At 42.4% G+C, this 17,946-nt stretch carries 17 protein-coding genes; 8 read left to right on the top strand and 9 right to left on the bottom strand.

Annotated elements, in window-relative coordinates:
• Window positions 1-22: 22 nt before the first annotated feature.
• From Vgang_RS07530 to Vgang_RS07505, 6 genes are all read right to left on the bottom strand, one after another.
• Entirely contained in the window at window positions 23-1,120 is a 1,098-nt protein-coding gene (locus Vgang_RS07530) for an ABC transporter ATP-binding protein (RefSeq protein WP_105903173.1), read from the bottom strand.
• A gap of 54 nt (window positions 1,121-1,174) precedes the next feature.
• Window positions 1,175-2,041, bottom strand: a complete 867-nt coding sequence (locus Vgang_RS07525) for a carbohydrate ABC transporter permease (RefSeq protein ID WP_105903174.1) — start codon at window positions 2,039-2,041, stop codon at window positions 1,175-1,177.
• A gap of 1 nt (window position 2,042) precedes the next feature.
• Entirely contained in the window at window positions 2,043-3,029 is a 987-nt protein-coding gene (locus tag Vgang_RS07520) for a carbohydrate ABC transporter permease (protein WP_105903175.1), read from the bottom strand.
• 69 nt (window positions 3,030-3,098) lie between these two features.
• Window positions 3,099-4,340, bottom strand: coding sequence for an extracellular solute-binding protein (locus Vgang_RS07515; protein ID WP_105903193.1), 1,242 nt, complete (start codon window positions 4,338-4,340; stop codon window positions 3,099-3,101).
• A 41-nt stretch (window positions 4,341-4,381) separates the two neighbouring features.
• The gene (locus Vgang_RS07510; RefSeq protein WP_105903176.1) at window positions 4,382-5,386 is read right to left on the bottom strand and encodes a LacI family DNA-binding transcriptional regulator; all 1,005 of its coding nucleotides are present in this window, start codon (window positions 5,384-5,386) and stop codon (window positions 4,382-4,384) included.
• 363 nt (window positions 5,387-5,749) lie between these two features.
• Complete coding sequence (locus tag Vgang_RS07505) at window positions 5,750-6,955, bottom strand: carbohydrate porin (RefSeq protein WP_105903177.1); 1,206 nt, start codon at window positions 6,953-6,955, stop codon at window positions 5,750-5,752.
• Window positions 6,956-7,571: 616 nt separating this feature from the next.
• On the opposite strand from Vgang_RS07505, the gene Vgang_RS07500 reads away from it, so the two are divergent.
• A complete protein-coding gene (locus Vgang_RS07500) occupies window positions 7,572-8,225 on the top strand; it encodes a MalM family protein (protein ID WP_105903178.1) in 654 nt (217 codons plus the stop codon).
• Between the two features lie 99 nt (window positions 8,226-8,324).
• Here Vgang_RS07500 and Vgang_RS07495 read toward each other — a convergent pair whose 3' ends face one another.
• Together Vgang_RS07495 and Vgang_RS07490 are read right to left on the bottom strand one after the other, a co-directional pair.
• The gene (locus tag Vgang_RS07495) at window positions 8,325-9,236 is read right to left on the bottom strand and encodes an ROK family protein (protein WP_105903179.1); all 912 of its coding nucleotides are present in this window, start codon (window positions 9,234-9,236) and stop codon (window positions 8,325-8,327) included.
• Between the two features lie 146 nt (window positions 9,237-9,382).
• Complete coding sequence (locus tag Vgang_RS07490) at window positions 9,383-10,663, bottom strand: PTS sugar transporter subunit IIC (RefSeq protein WP_105903180.1); 1,281 nt, start codon at window positions 10,661-10,663, stop codon at window positions 9,383-9,385.
• A 176-nt stretch (window positions 10,664-10,839) separates the two neighbouring features.
• Here Vgang_RS07490 and Vgang_RS07485 point away from each other — a divergent pair, with 176 nt between their 5' ends.
• From Vgang_RS07485 to Vgang_RS07460, 6 genes are all read left to right on the top strand, one after another.
• Window positions 10,840-11,145, top strand: coding sequence for a PTS sugar transporter subunit IIB (locus tag Vgang_RS07485; protein WP_105903181.1), 306 nt, complete (start codon window positions 10,840-10,842; stop codon window positions 11,143-11,145).
• Between the two features lie 151 nt (window positions 11,146-11,296).
• Window positions 11,297-12,619, top strand: a complete 1,323-nt coding sequence (locus Vgang_RS07480; protein ID WP_105903182.1) for a PTS sugar transporter subunit IIC — start codon at window positions 11,297-11,299, stop codon at window positions 12,617-12,619.
• Window positions 12,620-12,703: 84 nt separating this feature from the next.
• Complete coding sequence (chbA, locus tag Vgang_RS07475) at window positions 12,704-13,015, top strand: PTS N,N'-diacetylchitobiose transporter subunit IIA (protein WP_105903194.1); 312 nt, start codon at window positions 12,704-12,706, stop codon at window positions 13,013-13,015.
• Window positions 13,016-13,205: 190 nt separating this feature from the next.
• Complete coding sequence (locus tag Vgang_RS07470) at window positions 13,206-14,168, top strand: LacI family DNA-binding transcriptional regulator (protein ID WP_105903183.1); 963 nt, start codon at window positions 13,206-13,208, stop codon at window positions 14,166-14,168.
• A 354-nt stretch (window positions 14,169-14,522) separates the two neighbouring features.
• Entirely contained in the window at window positions 14,523-15,944 is a 1,422-nt protein-coding gene (locus Vgang_RS07465; RefSeq protein WP_105903184.1) for a glycoside hydrolase family 1 protein, read from the top strand.
• 131 nt (window positions 15,945-16,075) lie between these two features.
• A complete protein-coding gene (locus tag Vgang_RS07460; protein ID WP_105903185.1) occupies window positions 16,076-16,426 on the top strand; it encodes a DMT family protein in 351 nt (116 codons plus the stop codon).
• Between the two features lie 2 nt (window positions 16,427-16,428).
• Here the strand turns inward: Vgang_RS07460 and Vgang_RS07455 are convergent, their stop codons facing one another.
• Complete coding sequence (locus Vgang_RS07455) at window positions 16,429-16,731, bottom strand: cysteine-rich CWC family protein (RefSeq protein ID WP_105903186.1); 303 nt, start codon at window positions 16,729-16,731, stop codon at window positions 16,429-16,431.
• A 161-nt stretch (window positions 16,732-16,892) separates the two neighbouring features.
• On the opposite strand from Vgang_RS07455, the gene Vgang_RS07450 reads away from it, so the two are divergent.
• On the top strand, window positions 16,893-17,831 hold the full coding sequence (locus tag Vgang_RS07450) for a glutathione S-transferase family protein (RefSeq protein WP_105903187.1): 939 nt from the start codon (window positions 16,893-16,895) through the stop codon (window positions 17,829-17,831).
• Window positions 17,832-17,946 lie beyond the last annotated feature (115 nt).

The following is a 17,946-nucleotide window of genomic DNA, read 5'->3' as shown; positions in this document are numbered from 1 at the left end:
GCAAGGATGAAGGAGGATGATGTTAGTCTAGCGTCGCAAGTGAACGGCCGTTGTCTTTATCGAACAGATGTAGCTCATTCAAATCCCATACGATATCCACTACGTCGCTTTGAATATCGACTACGTTGGTTTCGACGAGTAATTTCTGCCCACCTAAATAGGCTTTTAATAGCATGTTTGCGCCTAGCAGTTCTTTGTCTTCTATCTTTACATTAAATGATTGAACTTGCTGGTGGTCGATATGATTGGTGCGTAAGTAAATATCCGTTGGGCGAATACCGACACGAACCGCTTGTCCACTGCGAATTTTGTCGTGGAATCGCTGCGGCAGAGTAATGGTTTCATTACCCACTTTGACCAAATATTCTTCGCCATGACGTTCAATTTTTCCATCGAGTAAATTCATCGATGGATTACCAATGAATTGAGCGACAAATTCATTAGCCGGGTGGCGGAAGACGTCTTCTGGCGTTCCTACTTGTTCAATATAACCATCTTTCAAGATGACAACACGATTCGCCAACGTCATGGCTTCAATTTGATCGTGAGTTACATAGATAGTGGTGGTGCCTAATGCATTGTGCAGCGCTTTAATTTCATCACGCATCGTGCCACGTAATTTTGCATCAAGGTTTGAAAGCGGTTCATCAAACAAAAATACCTTTGGTGTTCGAACCATAGCGCGCCCCATGGCAACACGTTGGCGCTGCCCACCGGAAAGCTCTTTTGGCTTCCTATCCAGTAAAGGCTCGAGTTCCAGCATTTTGGCCGCTTTTCTTACTTCGGCATCAATGTCTGGTTTTTTCATCCCTTTGAGTTTGAGTGCAAAGGCAATGTTTTCATACACGGTCATGTGAGGGTAGAGGGCGTAGCTTTGGAATACCATCGCCAAGTCTCTGTCTTTTGCATCAACATCATTGACGATACGGTTGCCAACGATAACATCGCCAGATGTAATGTCTTCTAAACCGGCGAGCATACGTAAGATGGTTGATTTACCACAGCCGGAAGGGCCGAGTAAAACCAAGAATTCCCCATCATTTACGGTTAAATCAAACTGTTTAACGACTTCAACATCGCCAAACGACTTCTTTAGATTTTTAAATTCAACTTGTGCCATAAGTGTTTCCTTACTGATGAACGTCTTATTCATCACAAAATAATTGAGAGATATTTATCCTTTGACCGCACCAGAAGTCAGGCCACTGATCATTTGTCGTGAGGCAAATAAATAGAAAGTTGCGATCGGTAAAATTGAAATAAAGGTTCCGAGCATTACCGCGCCCCAAGGGGTATTCGGTAAGTTTTGTACCGAACGCAGCGCCAAGGTGACGACATAATTATCGGTTGAGTTCAACACAACCAATGGGGTTAGGAAGTTGTTCCAGAAAAAGACGAATTGAACGATCGCCAATGTCGCGAGAGCCGGTTTAAGTAATGGCAATACCACACTCCAGTACGTTCGAAACTCACCAGCCCCATCCAGTTTTGCTGCCTCTAACAGTTCACGAGGAACTGACGCGATGATGTGTTGGCGCATTAGGAAAATACCAAAGGGTGTTGCGGTAAAGGGCAGCCATACCGAGACATGGTTATCAAGCAAACCTAAGAACTGCACAGTCAAATAGTAAGGAATAATGCTGAGTACAGGCGGGATCATCATAGAACCGACCAGTAAACCAAATAGCATGTTTTTGCCCTTAAATTTGTAAACCGCAAACGCATAGCCACCCATACTACAAAACAGCAGAGAAATGGTTGTGCCTAAAAATGCCACTTTGAAACTGTTAAACATCGACTGCCAAAATGGCATGATTTCAAGCAGTTTGTCGTAGTTAAACGCCAAGCTGTCCCCAAGAGCAAAACTGAGATCGATACCAAAAATTTCAGTACGGTCACGAGTTGCAAGTATGGCTGACCATAAAAAGGGAAAGACAGTCATGATGGCCGAAATGATTAAAATGATGCCAAGCACAATTAAAATGATTTTTGTGGCGACATCTGTCCAGCGTACGCTGGGTTTGTTGTGTACGATATCCATATTAATTCGCCTCTAATCCTTTCTTACCAAAGAAGAAAAATTGTAATGCTGTCATGGTGGCAATTAGGGCAAACAGCAGCCAAGAAATCGCCGAAGCGGTGCCCATTTCTAACCACTCCCAACCGACTTTGTAGAGGTACATCGAAATAGTCAGACCGGATTGACCAGTACCGCCTGTACCACGGGTCAAGACAAAGGGTTCTTCAAATAGCTGTAAGTTACCAATGATCGTTAGGGTTACGGCAAAGAAAATGAATGGGCGGATCATAGGCAAAGAAATATGCCAGAAGCGTCTTATTGCATTAGCACCATCCATACGGGCGGCTTCTAAAATATCTTTTGGAATCGTCATTAAACCTGTGGTGTAAAGTACGATATTGAACCCTGTGTATTTCCAAAAAACCACAAAGGCAATTGAAGGTTTTATTAGGGTTGAATCCTCTAACCAGCGAATGGGCTGAAATTCTAGCACCCAACTGAAGGCCCACCCCAAAATAGGGCTGTTAGCCAGTGACACTAACGTTTGGTTAATGACACCTGAGGTTGGTGAATACATGTTGAAGAAAATCAATGAAACGGCAACGGTTGACGTAATGTAAGGTAAAAAATAAGCGGATGTTAGCCAGTGACGTAAACGGTCAGAAAAAGACACTAAAATATAGGCCACCGGAATCGCAACTAGGTGCTGCATCACACCAGAGGTTATGGCGAGCCATACCGTATTTTTTAATGAGCGCCACAGCCATGGGTCGGTTAAAGCAATGTCGTAGTTTTCAAGCCCGACATATTGCATAGCGTCTAAACCTTCGACTGGGTTCCAGGCGTGGAAAGACAAAAATACAGAAAATAACAATGGGAATAAGCCAAACATGGAAAATAAGACAATAAATGGCATTAAGAAGCCATAAGGGGTCAATTTAGACCATGAAAAGCGAGAGGCTTTTTTATTACAGTGAGCCGACACTACGGATTGAGTAGCTTGAGTCATAATCGGTTCTCTTGGCAATATTATGATAGAAAAATGGCAAAGAGACAGCGCCTCTTTGCCATAGGGAGATTACATATTACGAGTACGACGTTTGATTAAGCGTTCAGCATCAGCCAAGGCTTGCTTAATATCTTTGCCTTCATCAAGCACTTCCATTAAAGCATTTTCAAGAATGATAGAACGGGCAACGTGATCGCCTTTTGCAGGTAGAACCGGTTTTACTTTCTGAGCCACTTCAGCGAATAATTGACGAGCTTTTTGACCACCCAAGAATGGAATGGACTCGTTGAAAATATCGCTGTCGTAAGTCGTGACGTTAGCAGGGAAAGCCCCAATTGTTTCGAAGTGAGTTAACTGAACATCACGTTGGGTAGTCATGTATTGGATCAATTTCCAAGCTGCTTCTTGATGCTGACTTTGTTTTGGAATCGAAAGGAATGAACCGCCCCAGCTACCATAAATACCATTTGGTAGGTGAGAAACGCCCCATTTTCCAGAGGTTTCAGGCGCAATCCAGTTTTGTAGATGACCGAGTAACCAAGCACCAGATAGCTGAGTCGCGAAGGTACCTTTACGGAAACCTTCATACCATTCATTACTCCAAGCGGTAATGCGAGCATCTAAGTCTTTGTCTCGAATTTCTTTTGCCACAGTAAAGGCTTTAACGAAGCGAGGACTGGTGACCAATGGCTCACCTTTGGCATCGAAGTACAGACCTTCATTGTCACCAACGGTGGTATAAATAATCGCTTGCGCCACATCCGCAGCTGATGCAATTAAGTAGATGCCTTGTTTTTTAAGGTCTTCACCGTAAGAGATATAGCTATCCCAATCTTTGATAACCTCATCCATGTCATCGCCAGTTTTCGCCAGCAGATCACGACGGTAGTACATGACACCCGGACCGAGATCGACAGGGATACCATAAATGCCACCATCTGCACCACGACCTTGTGCCCAGGCATACGGTGCAAAATCTTTCTCATATTGGTCAGCTTTAAAAGTGGCAGAAAGATTAACGAGACCGCCAGAAGCGACAAATGGACCAATTTTTTCGACATCCACGACCACAACATCACCCGCACCCGAACCAGTGGCTAAGTTGGTGGTTAATTTGGTGTGATGGTCACCGTGGTTATTCATTAGGTAGTCTACATGGATCCCTGTTTGTTTCTCAAAGTCAGGCAGTATGACTTTAAGGCTACTATCAAAGTCGGGAAAACCATCAAAACGAATATTTTCTTCAGCGTACGCGGTACCTAATGTCGCGGCGCTGACAACAGCAGCTAGGGTCAAAGACTTTAGATTCATCATTATTTCGTCCTTAAAATGTTATTGGAATAAATGGCTTGTTAGAGAGGTGCAAGCGCCATGGTTGATTCACGAACGACGAGTGTCGGGGTGAATTTAAATTGCACATCGGGTTTTTGTTTATTCAGTTTTTGCAGTAATAAATGCACAGCTTCAACACTCATTTTTTCTATTGGGTATTGAATCGTTGACAGTGGTGGGCTGACATATTGGCTAAAAATAATATTGTCGAAGCCCATGACTGAAATTGTTGGCGCTTGGTTCGAGCGTAATTCGTTTATGGCCTCTAAAGCGCCAATAGCCATAAGATCGTTGCAGCAAAAAACAGCAGAAAAATCCAATTCGCGGTTGAGTAACTTTTCCATGGCGCGTGCCCCGGTTAACTCAGTAAAACCCGCTTCGGTCACTAATCGTGAGTCGTAAGCAATATTGGCTTCTTCTAGTGCTGATCTATAGCCTTGTAATCGAGCTCGTGCATCGGGTTTTGACAATGGCCCTGTGATGCAGGCAATTTTACGGTGGCCCAATTCGAGTAAGTGCCGAGTGGCAGTTTTTCCTCCTAGCTCATCATCCACTTCGATGCAGCTATGATTCAGCTCAGGAATAGAACGGCTTAGCACCACAAACGGATTTTTTTGATTAGATAAATCAATTAAGAAATCATCAGAGAGATACGAGGTATAAAGTAACAAGGCATCCACTCGACGGCTGATTAAAAAATCAACGGCCATTTGCTCCGATTGCGCACTTTGTCCTCCGGCAGTTACCAAGAGTTGGTAACCCAACGGGCGGAGTGTATCCTCGACCGTGCTCATGATATTTCCATAGTAAGGCCCTGATAATTCAGGAATCACTAAACCAATACAGCCAGAACGGTTAATGGCAGCTGAATGTGCAATCGACTGCGGGCGGTAATCCAATTCTTGGATGGCTTTTTCAACACGCAGTTTCTTGTCGTGGCTTACACGACTACTTCCATTAATAACGCGTGATACCGTTGCTTGCGATACGCCAGAAAGCTCCGAAACTTGTTTGATGGTTGCCATATTAATCCCTTAGATAGTTCGCTGATATACTCGGAAGCTCAGCTGGAAACCGGTTTCCGCATAATCAGATTCTAAGCACTGCCGATGCGAGTGACGAGAACAAAGTCTGTAAGTTGTATGATCTCGCACAACAAACCTTCAAATATTGAAAGTCCAATCAAAAAATCATAGGGCCATGAAATATTTCAGCTTTGTTTCATAAAAGTCATCCACTCCAATGGTGAAAACTTTTATCAAAAAAAGCCTTTCTGGCAAAATCTGGCTGGTACCAGAAAGGAAATATGAAATCAAAATAGTAGGATTATTACTGTGTGAGGCATGATGGCCGTCATGCCTCACCTCTTGCGAGTTTACGAGTGTGGCTTACCACCATGCTTCAAACATTGCACCAACAGTTAGAGCATCAGAGTCGCCGTATTCAGCACCTGACTGTCCAACATACTCAGTATCAAGTTGGCCGTAAGTGGCGTAGAAGCGTAGCATTGGGCGTGAACCCATGAAGCTGCCCATACCAATATTTTGTGAAAGGGTGGCTTTCCAAGAGGAGTTGGTACCTAGGTCATCGTCAAATTTTACTTGGTCGTAACCCAGTTCAAGCCATGTGCTCATGCGATCATTCCAACGATATCCAGGGCGGATAACCGCTTGTGTCCATAGCTCATCACCATTTTCATTGGTCGATAAATCATTGTCTTCCATGCTAAACGCATATTGCATTAAGACGTTTTCAGTAAAGGCTAATTCACCGTAGGTAAATGCACCTAATGAACCACCGTCTTCTGCTGCATTACTCCATAAAATGCCGTTACGAACGCCTTCACTGTAACGAACCGCAAATTCGTTCCAACCGTTTGACCAAGTTAAGCGGTGAATGGCTGCTACTTGGAATGCGTCATTATCTTCAACATCTGTGGTGATGCCAGTATCTGCATCGGTTTGAGAACCATTGCCAAAACCGTAGTTAAAATGGAAGCGTAGGCTCTGTGAATCCGTCAGATTGATATCATGCAGCTTAGTGGTTACAGCGTAGCGACCGTTGCGGCCTTTATCGCCAGCAACTAAAGAGAAGTCTAACTTAGCAAAGCCAAGGTCTAGGTTATCAACACCTGTACCTGTACCATCATTTTGCAGGTAGAAATAATCGTTCACATCAATTTGTTCACGGTCGTTAAAGCGCTGACCTGCCCAGATATAAGCATCTGGCTGCGCAGCAAAAATACCTTTACCGCCCGCGTAAGCCTGTGAAATACCGGTTGGGTTGCCGTCATAACCATCATCAAGCATCACAGCAACATCCCATTGCATGTCATCTTGCTGGAACATTTTTTGTAATTTGAATTCGAAACCGTTGCCTTCGTTACCAAGACGACCCGTTGCTTGATATTGGCTAGCAGCGGTTTTAATTACGTTAATACCGTTTTTGACAGAACCGTTATACAGCGCATCGTCAGCAGTGTAACCAGCTCCGTAACGAGCATAACCTGTAAATAAGAAGCTATCGTCTGCTTGAGCGATTGAAGGTAAGACTGTGGCGGCAGCGATGGCCAGAGCGAGTGTTGTGTTTTTCATATAATTTCCCTTTATGCGCACTATAGAAAGTGCTTGTTATATTTGTATTTTTATTGGTGTTGCTTAACTTCTGGAGCTCAGTATAGGTAGTGAAAGGCTTGAAATTATTGAATGAAATCACAGGAGTTCAGAGGATGATGTGTCCATGAAATTGCTTGGCGGAAAGGTAAGTGTTATCAAGATCACATTCGATGGCAGATTGATGTCGGAAACCGTTTTCCGGGTCACGATTTTTGCGCTAGCTCACAACGTTTTTTCTTTGAATGTGTACAGGTGAAAAAAATCAAGTTTCATGAAACAAGTGATTTTACGAGAGCATGGTCACGGTTCTTGTTTCAAAAAAAATGAAGATAAATGGATGAATTATGAAATATTTCATAATGGTGAAATATTTCAAGTTGATGTGTTTGAATATTAAATAATGAAGATGACTTTATTTACATAAGTTGCAACTTTGATAAAAACATCGCAATCTAGTTCAATCGGAAATGAAATAAACGGCATGTGATGTTCAAATTGATACAGGATTTTTAGCCCAGAAAGCTGGGGGGTATCATCAAAACGCTATATGTCGTTCTTTTTAGAGAAATAAGAATAATTAATTAAAGGAATAGAGATGAAAAAAATATTAGCTTTGGGCGTATTATTAACCATGACCGGTTGTGCAGACAAAAATGGGAATATATTTAATCCGAATTTGTTTGGATCGAAAACGCAAGAAGTGACAACGAAAGAAGTCGCGACAGTGGCCGATTTAAAAGATATTTCAATCACCGCTGGGCATTTTTCTGATGTCGAAGCAACGTATTTACAACCTAATAAAACCGTGCCTTTTACTTTATCTCACGATGATGCTGTCATGCAGTTAGATTCAGGAAAAACATTCGTTAAAGTATTTGCGTTACCTGCTTTAGAATTTGACCAAGGTATCCATGTGATTAGTGGTGCGAGAGAAACCGTCGTGGTCCCTTATTTACAACTTTTAGATGGTCAATTTCAACCTGTCGGTGATGAAGTTACAGCCACTTTTGTCGAAAAATATGACCAATTTGATCTCGTTGCACCCGTTGGAGATGATTACCAATCCATACGATATGTAGCGATATACAGTCATCAAGATGATTACGGGCAACGTACTCAGCTGTTCGACGCTGAGCAGCAGCACGACAAAGAAAATGGTGTCGACGTACCACCTAAGCCATGGTTAAAAACTACACATGTACCGGTGGGAAATATGACAATCAAACTAGAGCGATTGACGGAGGAGTAATGTCATTCACTATCCTCTGAACAGCACTCCTTAAAATGACAAATCCCACAACCTTAACGGTTGTGGGATTTGTACTTTTAGGGCAGTTAATGCTTTATTTTAACTGGTGACCAGGTCTTGTCGCTGAAGGTAATGGTAAAGTGCACCGATCAAATTAGCGTCATTTCCTGCTTCGCACACACTGAGTTTAGGGCGGACACTAGAAAAAGGGTTTTCTGCAAAAATGAGATCCAATTTTCGCTCAATTTGTTCGACAAAATCCGGGCGGGTACTGATTGCGCCACCAAGTATGATTTGTTCAGGATCGACACAATATTGCACATTATAGACACCATATGCCAGCATTTGGTACCACTTATCAATCACTGCTTGAATGTCTTTATTACCTGATTCCGCCAGTTCAAAGACGGCTTTACCATTCAATTGATGTTCCTCTAAACCCAGTATTTTGGCACTATTTTGAATTAACGAGCGTGTGGCTGCACAGCCGCTCAATGTCACGGGCTTATTGTCATCATCCACACCCACAAACATATAGCCGAACTCGGCCCCGTGAAGGTGATGACCATGGTGAACTTTACGGTTGATGACCATGGAGCCGCCAACACCTGTGCCTATGACTAATAAGCAAATATCGCCTTGAATATCAGATCTCCATAATTCTGCTAATGCGGCGCAATTAGCATCATTTTCAATTTCACAGTTAAGTTGATAATTGTGTTGAATATGCTGGCGAAAGTTTGGTCCATGCAGGTAACGCAATGCACTGTGGCCATATATGATACTGGAGTCGCAGTCGACAGAGCCGGGTGCACTAATGGCAACACCTTTAACTTGGTACTGCTGCGCAAGCGGCAGTAGGTTGGCTTCAAATGTCTGCCAAAAAGCATCAATCGTGGTGGTGGGGCTTGGGTAGCTTCCTTGAGTGATGATTTCAGCTTGCGCCGTCATGATGGCATATTTAACGGCACTGCCACCGATGTCTAATACTAAATAATGTTGTGTACCCATATTACTACCTGAGCTTGTTATCTACGGTTAATAATACGTTAACAAAGGCGCGTAATGGGCAAACGGCTATTTAAGAAAAACTGAGACTAAGAGGAATGTGAATGCTCATATATTGGTGAACACTCACATTTTGTCGGTGAAACTTGCTATGAAACCGTTTTAGTTTCTTGGTTAAGTAACCATTTTTCATGCACTTTAAAAAATGGGCGGTACAACATCCAAGAGTTTAGCATGGCAAAAAGGACCATGATGAGGTTATTGACACTACCATTTGCCGAGAGGTAAGCCCCTAGTGGCGCAGGCATTGACCAAGGAAGCATCGACACAAATGGCTCTAATACACCTAACTGCGTGAAGTGCCAGGCCAAGATGGCATTGATTAATGGCACAAAGACAAATGGCAAGAAGAAAAGAGGGTTCATGATGATCGGAAAGCCAAATAAGATCGGCTCATTGATATTAAATAGGGAGGGGATAAATCCAATTTTCGCCACAGAATTTAGCTGTTTGGAGCGACTCTTCATCGCCATAAACACCAGCGGCAAGGTTGAGCCGACACCACCGATCAACAAGTAATAATCCCAAAAACCCTGTAAATAAATATGAGGCACAGGTTCTCCCATCGCTAAAGCGGCCTGATTGGATATAAGCCCACTGAGCCAAAACGGGTTCATGATACCTGTGACAATCAAAGAACCGTGAATGCCCATAAACCATAGAATCTGACAGAGAAGTAGAGAAATCAGTACGGCAGTGAGTGTATCGCTCGCAATCACTAACGGTTTAAACAACTCGGTAACCAGTTGAGGGAAATATAAGCCCGTATATTCTTTTAAAGATAAGTTAATAATGGTTAAAGATAATACGATAAATAATAGCGGTGGAATTAATCGAAAAGCATTGCGTGTAATAACCGGTACTTCTTCAGGTAGACGGAATGTCCATTCACGCTTATAAAAAAAACGAATGACTTCTATGCTGTAAATACTTGAAATAATAGCCGTGAATAATCCATTCCCGCCTAAAAAGTCTTCGGGATTTCCTTGATTCGCAACCCCAGTTAATAACAAGAAGGCAACACATCCGGTTAAGCCCGACATACGTTCTGGAAATTTATATTGCTTGGCCAAGCTCGCGCTGGCACCAAAGGCAATAAATAAAGCAATTAGCCCCATGGTATGTTCGAAAATCGTATAAAAGAAATGTCGATGATTTAATAAAAACTCATTAATACGAGGGTAGTTACCTGGGCTAAATGGCGGAAATATAAATGGTACAAATAAGCTGCCAACGATAATGAATGGCATTGCTATTTGGAAGCCATCTCGAATAGCAACGAGATGCTTACTGCTCGCAAGCCAATTAGCCACGGGGGAAATGTGACGTTCGACACGTTTTATTATCCGTTGATTGGTCTGGTGATCCATGTGCGTCCTACTTATTTTTATTATCTAGATCTCATTTTGCCAGATTTAATTCTGAGATCGGGTGATCGTACTCACAGTTAAGTTACCGTTATTTGGAAACCGGTTTCCAATTCGTTTCCTTGTGATAGATTAATACCATCAAAACAAAACACAAATTACTTAACAGGAATACTGCCATGAAAAAAATTATGCTTTGTTGTTCAGCTGGTATGTCTACTAGCATGCTAATGAAAAAAATGATCGAAGAAGCGGCTAAACGCGGCTTAGACGTTGACATTCAAGCGTTTGGTGCCTCTGAATTCGACCAACATGCGCCTAACTTCCAATGCGTTTTACTTGGCCCTCAAATCAAATACATGCAAGCGGATCTACAGAAGAAAGCCGATGCATACGGAATCAAAGTTGAGCCAATCAACATGATGGATTACGGCATGCAAAAGGGCGATAAAGTGTTAGACCACGCACTTTCTCTCATCGGTTAAGGGTGCGTTTGGCTCGCTAGTGTAAAACAACAATCAAATAAAGCCAGCCAAAAACAATGACAAAACTTCGCTTGTAAAGTTAAGCCCATCGCCATGAATCATGAATTATAAAGAATGGGCTTGCTAACCTCAGACTAAATAGGACACATGTATGAGCTCAATTAACGATGCGTTGACTAGCTTTATTGAAAATAAAGTGACGCCAATAGCAGGACGCTTAGGCAACCAAAAATACGTAACATCTATCCGTGATGGCTTCATTTCAGCATTACCGTTTATGATTGTTGGTTCTTTCATGCTGGTATTCATTTTCCCTCCATTTTCGCCAGATACCACATGGGGTTTTGCGCGCGCATGGTTGGATTTTTCCAATGAATATCGTGATCAATTAATCCTCCCTTTCAACCTTAGTATGGGGATAATGACCTTCTTTATCTCCACCGGGGTTGCAGCAAGTTTAGCCCGTCATCATGACCTAGACCCATTAGCAACAGGTTTATTGGCGTTAATGTCATTCTTGTTAGTGGCTGCTCCAATTGAAGATGGCAAACTTGTGATGACTTACTTTGGTGGTCCAGGCATCTTCACTGCGTTGATTACGGCTATTTACTCAACGGAAGTGTATGCGTTCTTAAAACGTAAAAATGTAACGATCAAGTTGCCACCAGAAGTACCAGCCGGTGTGTCTCGTTCGTTTGAAATTTTGATCCCGGTATTGGCTATCATTTTAACGCTTCATCCGTTAAATCTACTGATCGAATCAGAAACGGGCATGATTATTCCACAAGCAATTATGTCTCTGCTTGAGCCGCTAGTGTCGGCATCAGATTCACTTCCAGCGATTTTGCTAGCGGTATTTGTTTGTCAAATCTTATGGTTTGCAGGTATCCACGGTGCACTTATCGTAACCGGTATCATGAACCCATTCTGGCTAGCGAACTTAGCGGTAAACCAAACAGCCTTAGCTAACGGTATTGAGCCACCAATCATCTTCCTACAAGGTTTTTGGGACCACTATCTCCTGATTGGCGGTGTAGGTTCAACGTTACCACTTGCATTTATGCTAGCTCGTAGCCGTGCCGTTCACCTTCGCACTGTTGGTAAACTAAGTAGTGTTCCAGCTCTATTTAACATCAATGAGCCGCTACTGTTTGGTACACCAATCATTATGAACCCTGTTATGTTCATTCCATTCGTGTTCGTACCAATGATTAACGCCGTGGTTGCTTACTTCGGCTTGAAATGGGATTTGGTTGCACACGTGGTTTCTGTCACGCCTTGGACAACTCCAGCACCGATTGGCGCATCTTGGGCAGCAAACTGGACATTTAGTCCTGTGATCATGTGCTTCATCTGTATGGCAATTTCGGTAGTCGTTTACCTACCATTCCTAAAAGCCTACGAAAAACAGTTGCTTGAGCAAGAAGAGCAAGCGAAAGCTGAAGAAGAACAAGCGCAACCTGTAACCGCTTAATCAATTAACAATATATAAATGGCGATGGCAATCTGTCACCGCCATAACATGAAAATTTAACAAATTAGGAATACGAGAATGGATATGGATTTAGAAGAACAAGTGATGGGCATTATCATCAATGCGGGTCAATCAAAGAGCTTAGCATTTGAAGCACTTTATGCTGCCAAAGCGGGTGATTTTGACAAAGCAGAAGAATTGATGAAAGAGTCTCAACAATTTGCCAATGAAGCTCACCTTGTTCAGACCAAGCTGATTGAAGCGGATGAGGGCGAAGGCAAAACCAAAATGACGCTCATCATGGTTCATGCTCAAGACCACTTGATGACCAGCATGTTAGCGAAAGAAATGATGGCTGAATTGATTGCCTTACATAAGAAAGTTGCAGAAAAATAAAAACACCTGCCCATTGAGCCTAAATGCAAAATGGGCAATTTTTTAACAAGAGATAAAATTGAAAGACCGTTTTAACTTTTTTGGTTTTTTTGAGTTCAAGCTCCAACAATGAGAGTTAGGTATGTACTCACAAGGTTTAAACGGGGTATAATCCATTCAGTTATCAGCAGTTTGAGTGAGATAAGCGTACATGGTCACTATCACAGATGTATCACGATTAGCCAATGTGTCAAAAGCCACCGTTTCAAGAGTATTGAGCGGTAGCCGTGGCGTTCGTGAAGATAGTCGTTTGGCCGTGTTAAAAGCTGCGGAAGAATTAAATTACAGCCCGAATATCGCCGCTCAAAGCCTGGCGACTCAATCAAGTAACTATGTTGGCGTTGTGCTTAATACCAATGATGCGGCCAGTTTAAGCAGTTACTTACCTCTCATTTCTCGTAAACTGAAAGCCATGAATAAGCTGATGTTAGTGCAATTTGCCGAAAGTGAGATGGAACAGCAAAACGCCCTAGTTGAGCTGCATAGCCAATGTGAAGCGGTGATCATGATCAATGGCAGTATCAATACGTCTGCTTTTGAGCATGTGTTACACATGGATGGCATCATGAGTGACAGCCAATCTTCAGTAGGTTTTGATTATCAATTTGCTGCGGAAAGCGCGTGCCGTTATTTATTAGGAAAAGGGCACCGAAAAATTGCTCTGTTAGTGGATGATTTAGAATCGAGCAGTTGCCTTGATTTATTAACCGGCTATAAGAATGCACTGCAAAACTCGTCACTTCCTTATGATAGACGCTTGATTTTAGAAGCGAAAACCAATTTAGAACAATCACTGCTTGGTTTAATTAATAGCTTTACTCAATACAGCGCTATTGTGGTAAAAAGAGACAGTTACGCCGCTGAAGCGATGAGAATTATGCGTGAGTTTAACATTCAGGTACCAAAAGATGTGTCGGTGATTTCATTAGAAGATTCTCCGTTAGCACAGCAGCTCAACCCAACGTTAACTTGTATCAGCCATTCTACCCAGCAGTTAGCCGACTCTTGTATGGACAATTTGGCTGCGATGCTAGAGAAAAGCATACAAAACATCAAACAATCGCCACTTATTGCAGGACGTTTAGTCAGCCGAGAGTCGGTGTCTAATATTTAGCCTGAATACAGAATAACCTAAGCCTCATTAAGCATTTTGTTTTTTGAGGCTTTTTTGCGTTTTAGTCCTTTAATCCGGGATTTTTTTCATCTTATATTGGCGTTTTTAAGTCTTGTATCGTGACTTTGTAAGTCTGATATTGAGAATGAATCTACATTGAAAATTTCATGCTGATGAAACAAAGTGGCTCAGTTTCATGGCTAAATCATGGTTTGTGATTTCAAAACCGAATCGAGTACTTTTTTAGTCGGAACATTGTCTTTAGCCCCGAAATATTAAGCCTTATAGCGGGATTTTGGTTACTGTAATGGTAATGAAAACAACCGAAAAAATTCAAAACTAATAAGGGACATTATGGCATTTCAACAAGATTTTTTATGGGGTAGTGCATCGGCTGCTTATCAAATTGAAGGTGGCGCAAGTTTAGATGGTAAAGGCCCATCGATTTGGGATACCTATTCTCGTATTCCAGGCAATACGTTTAAAAATACCACCGGTGAAGTGGCGATCGACTTTTATCATAAGTTTGAAGAAGACATCGATCTGATGAAAGAAATGGGGCTAAACGCATATCGCTTTTCGGTATCTTGGCCTCGTGTTATGGCCGATGGTCGTACGGTTAACCCGAAAGGCGTTGAGTTTTACCATAACGTGATTGATAAGCTGATTGAAGCAGGTGTTGAGCCAATTCTGACGATTTATCACTGGGACTTGCCGCAAGCGCTACAAGATGAATATGCGGGTTGGGAAAGTCGTGAAATTATCAAAGACTTTACGGCGTTCTGTGAGCTGCTCTATAAAGAATACGGCAACAAAGTGAAGTATTGGGTAACCTTGAACGAGCAAAACATCTTCACCGGTTTGGGCTACGTACAAAAACTGCATCCGCCAAAAGTGTCTGATTATCAACGTTTCATTAATGCTAACCATATTGCTAGCCTAGCGAATGCGAGTGCGATCAAGTTGTTCCGCGATATGGGCATTAAAGGTCAAGTCGGTCCTAGTTTTGCTTATGGTCCTGCGTATGCCAAAAGTGAGAAGCCAGAAGATGTGATTGCGATGGAAAATGCGCAAGAAATCGAAAACTTCTTATGGATGGATGTGTATGCCAAAGGTGAGTATCCACGCATTGGTTTGAAATTGCTGGAAAATTTAGGCATTAAAGTCGACTTCCAACCGGGCGATAAAGAACTGCTTAAAGCCGGTATCTGCGATTTCATGGGCTTAAATTATTACCAATCAGCAACCTATATTGACCCTGAACAAAAACAAGAAAACGTTCAGGCGGGTAATGCAGCGCAAGTGTCGGTTGTGTCGGAAGTGAAAGACATCCCAACCGATAAAATCTACGCTCGTGCCGATAACGATTACCTTAAAATGACCGATTGGAACTGGGCGATTGACCCGAACGGCTTACGTGTTTCGTTACGTCGTATCGCGTCACGTTACGGCTTACCTGTCCTGATCAGTGAAAATGGTTTAGGTGCGTTTGATACACTGACCGAAGACGGCCGAGTACATGATGATTACCGAATCAACTTCCTAAAAGAGCACGTTCAAGCGATTAAAGCAGCGATTGAAGACGGTTGTGAAGTCTTGGGCTACTGCACTTGGTCATTCCAAGACTTGTTCAGCTGGCTAAATGGTTATGCGAAACGTTATGGTTTTGTGTATGTAGACCGTGATGAAGAGAGCGAGAAAGAGCTGAAGCGTTATAAGAAAGACAGCTTCTACTGGTATCAAAAAGTGATTGAAAGTAACGGTAAAATACTCTAATCACGAATGGTTTTATCTTTCTAACTGCAGCGCCAGATGTTTTATTACATCTGGCGCTGCTTTTTATTGCCTGCAAAAAAAATAGTGATATCTTATGCGCCATTATTGACTGACACTGTAGTGAGAGCCTTATGCCACCGATTGTTATTACCATTTCTCTGCTGATATGCAGCAATGTTTTTATGACTTTTGCTTGGTATGCACACCTTAAAGAGTTAAGTAATAAACCGTGGATCATTGCCGCTCTGATTAGCTGGGGGATTGCGCTGTTTGAGTATTTATTGCAAGTACCAGCCAACCGAATTGGTTATACCGTGTTGTCGGTAGGGCAGCTGAAAATCCTGCAAGAAGTGATTACTTTGTCGTTGTTTGTGCCATTCTCTGTGTGGTATCTCAAAGAGCCATTAAAGCTAGACTATTTATGGTCAGGCATTTGTTTGGTCGGGGCGGTTTATTTTGCGTTTCGTAGCAAATTAGGCTGAGCTTAGCGAATTGGCTGTTTTTCAAGGCAAGCTCGGCACAAGCAAGTGTCGTGCTGCTGAGTGATTTCACGTTCTTCGACATGAAAACACCAGCAGGTCTTCTTTCCTGCGGCCAAATCGCAAAAGCTGTTATTGCCGCATTCTGGGCAAGCATGGGTATGTTGAGCGCCTTGCAGTTTGTCTATCACTTGTTGGTGCTCCACATCATCGAGATGTCGCCACTGCAAAATTTCATCCATCGTGCGGTGGCAGCCTGAGCAAATTCCACCGTTATTTTTGCACGCAGCAATACAGGGCGTTTTCATCGTTTTTTAATCCGTTTGATTTCAAGCCGAAAAGTCTAGCATGTAAGCACTCTTGCTCATACCTTCAAATCTTTCGAACAAAACTATCAAATACATACAGCGTCTTTGATTATCTTCCTATCTATACTGGAACAAATTCAAAAAGATAAAGGTGTGAAGGTATGGGTAAGTTAGTCGAAGGCGTATGGCACGATGTATGGTATGACACCAAATCCAGTGGCGGTAAATTTGTGCGTGAAGATGCCGGTTTTCGTGACTGGGTAGAAGATAAAGCGGATGCCAAGTTTCAGCCTGAATCTGGACGTTATCATTTGTACGTTTCTCTGGCTTGCCCTTGGGCGCATCGTACGCTGATCATGCGAGAACTAAAAGGCTTGGTGGAGCATATTGATGTCACGGTAGTCAGCCCAGACATGCTCGAACACGGCTGGGAATTTATCGAACCTGAACCACTGTTTGGTTTTACTAAACTGCGTCAAATATATACTCAAGCCAAAGCGGATTACACTGGTCGTGTGACGGTGCCTGTTTTGTGGGATAAAAAAACCAATACTATTGTCAGTAATGAATCATCTGAAATCCTGCGCATGTTTAATTCGGCGTTTAATGGTTTGACGGGCAATCATGATGATTATTACCCACAAGATTTGCGTAGTGACATTGATGAATGGAACGAGTTTGTTTACCCGAATATTAATAATGGTGTGTATAAAACCGGTTTTGCCACCACACAACAAGCCTATGAAGACGCGTTCGATAAATTATTTGCTGCGCTAGATAACGTTGAGTCACATCTTGCTCACCAGCGCTACCTTGTTGGCGAGCAAATCACCGAAGCCGATTGGCGATTATTTACCACTCTTATTCGTTTTGATGCGGTGTATGTGGGGCATTTCAAATGTAACTTAAAGCGCATTGCGGATTACCCGAATATTCAAGGTTACATGAAAGAGTTGTACCAAATCGAAGGAGTAAAAGAGACGGTCAGTTTTGAACATATCAAGCGTCATTACTACTTTAGCCATAAGAATATTAACCCAACTCAGGTTGTGCCAAAGGGCCCTGATTTGGACTTAGACTCACACCACGGACGAGATTAGTTAGCATGCGCTAAAATTATTAATTCGAGTGATTATAAAAATTCACTTGTAATTCATAGGGTTTATTGACTAAATTAATAATTCGAAGTCGTCCCTCGAAGTTAATGGGTGTAAA

The sequence above is a fragment of the Vibrio gangliei genome, assembly GCF_026001925.1.
GTDB lineage: Bacteria > Pseudomonadota > Gammaproteobacteria > Enterobacterales > Vibrionaceae > Vibrio > Vibrio gangliei.
Note: the sequence above shows the minus strand (reverse complement) of the source record. Positions and strands in the feature narration are given on the sequence as shown.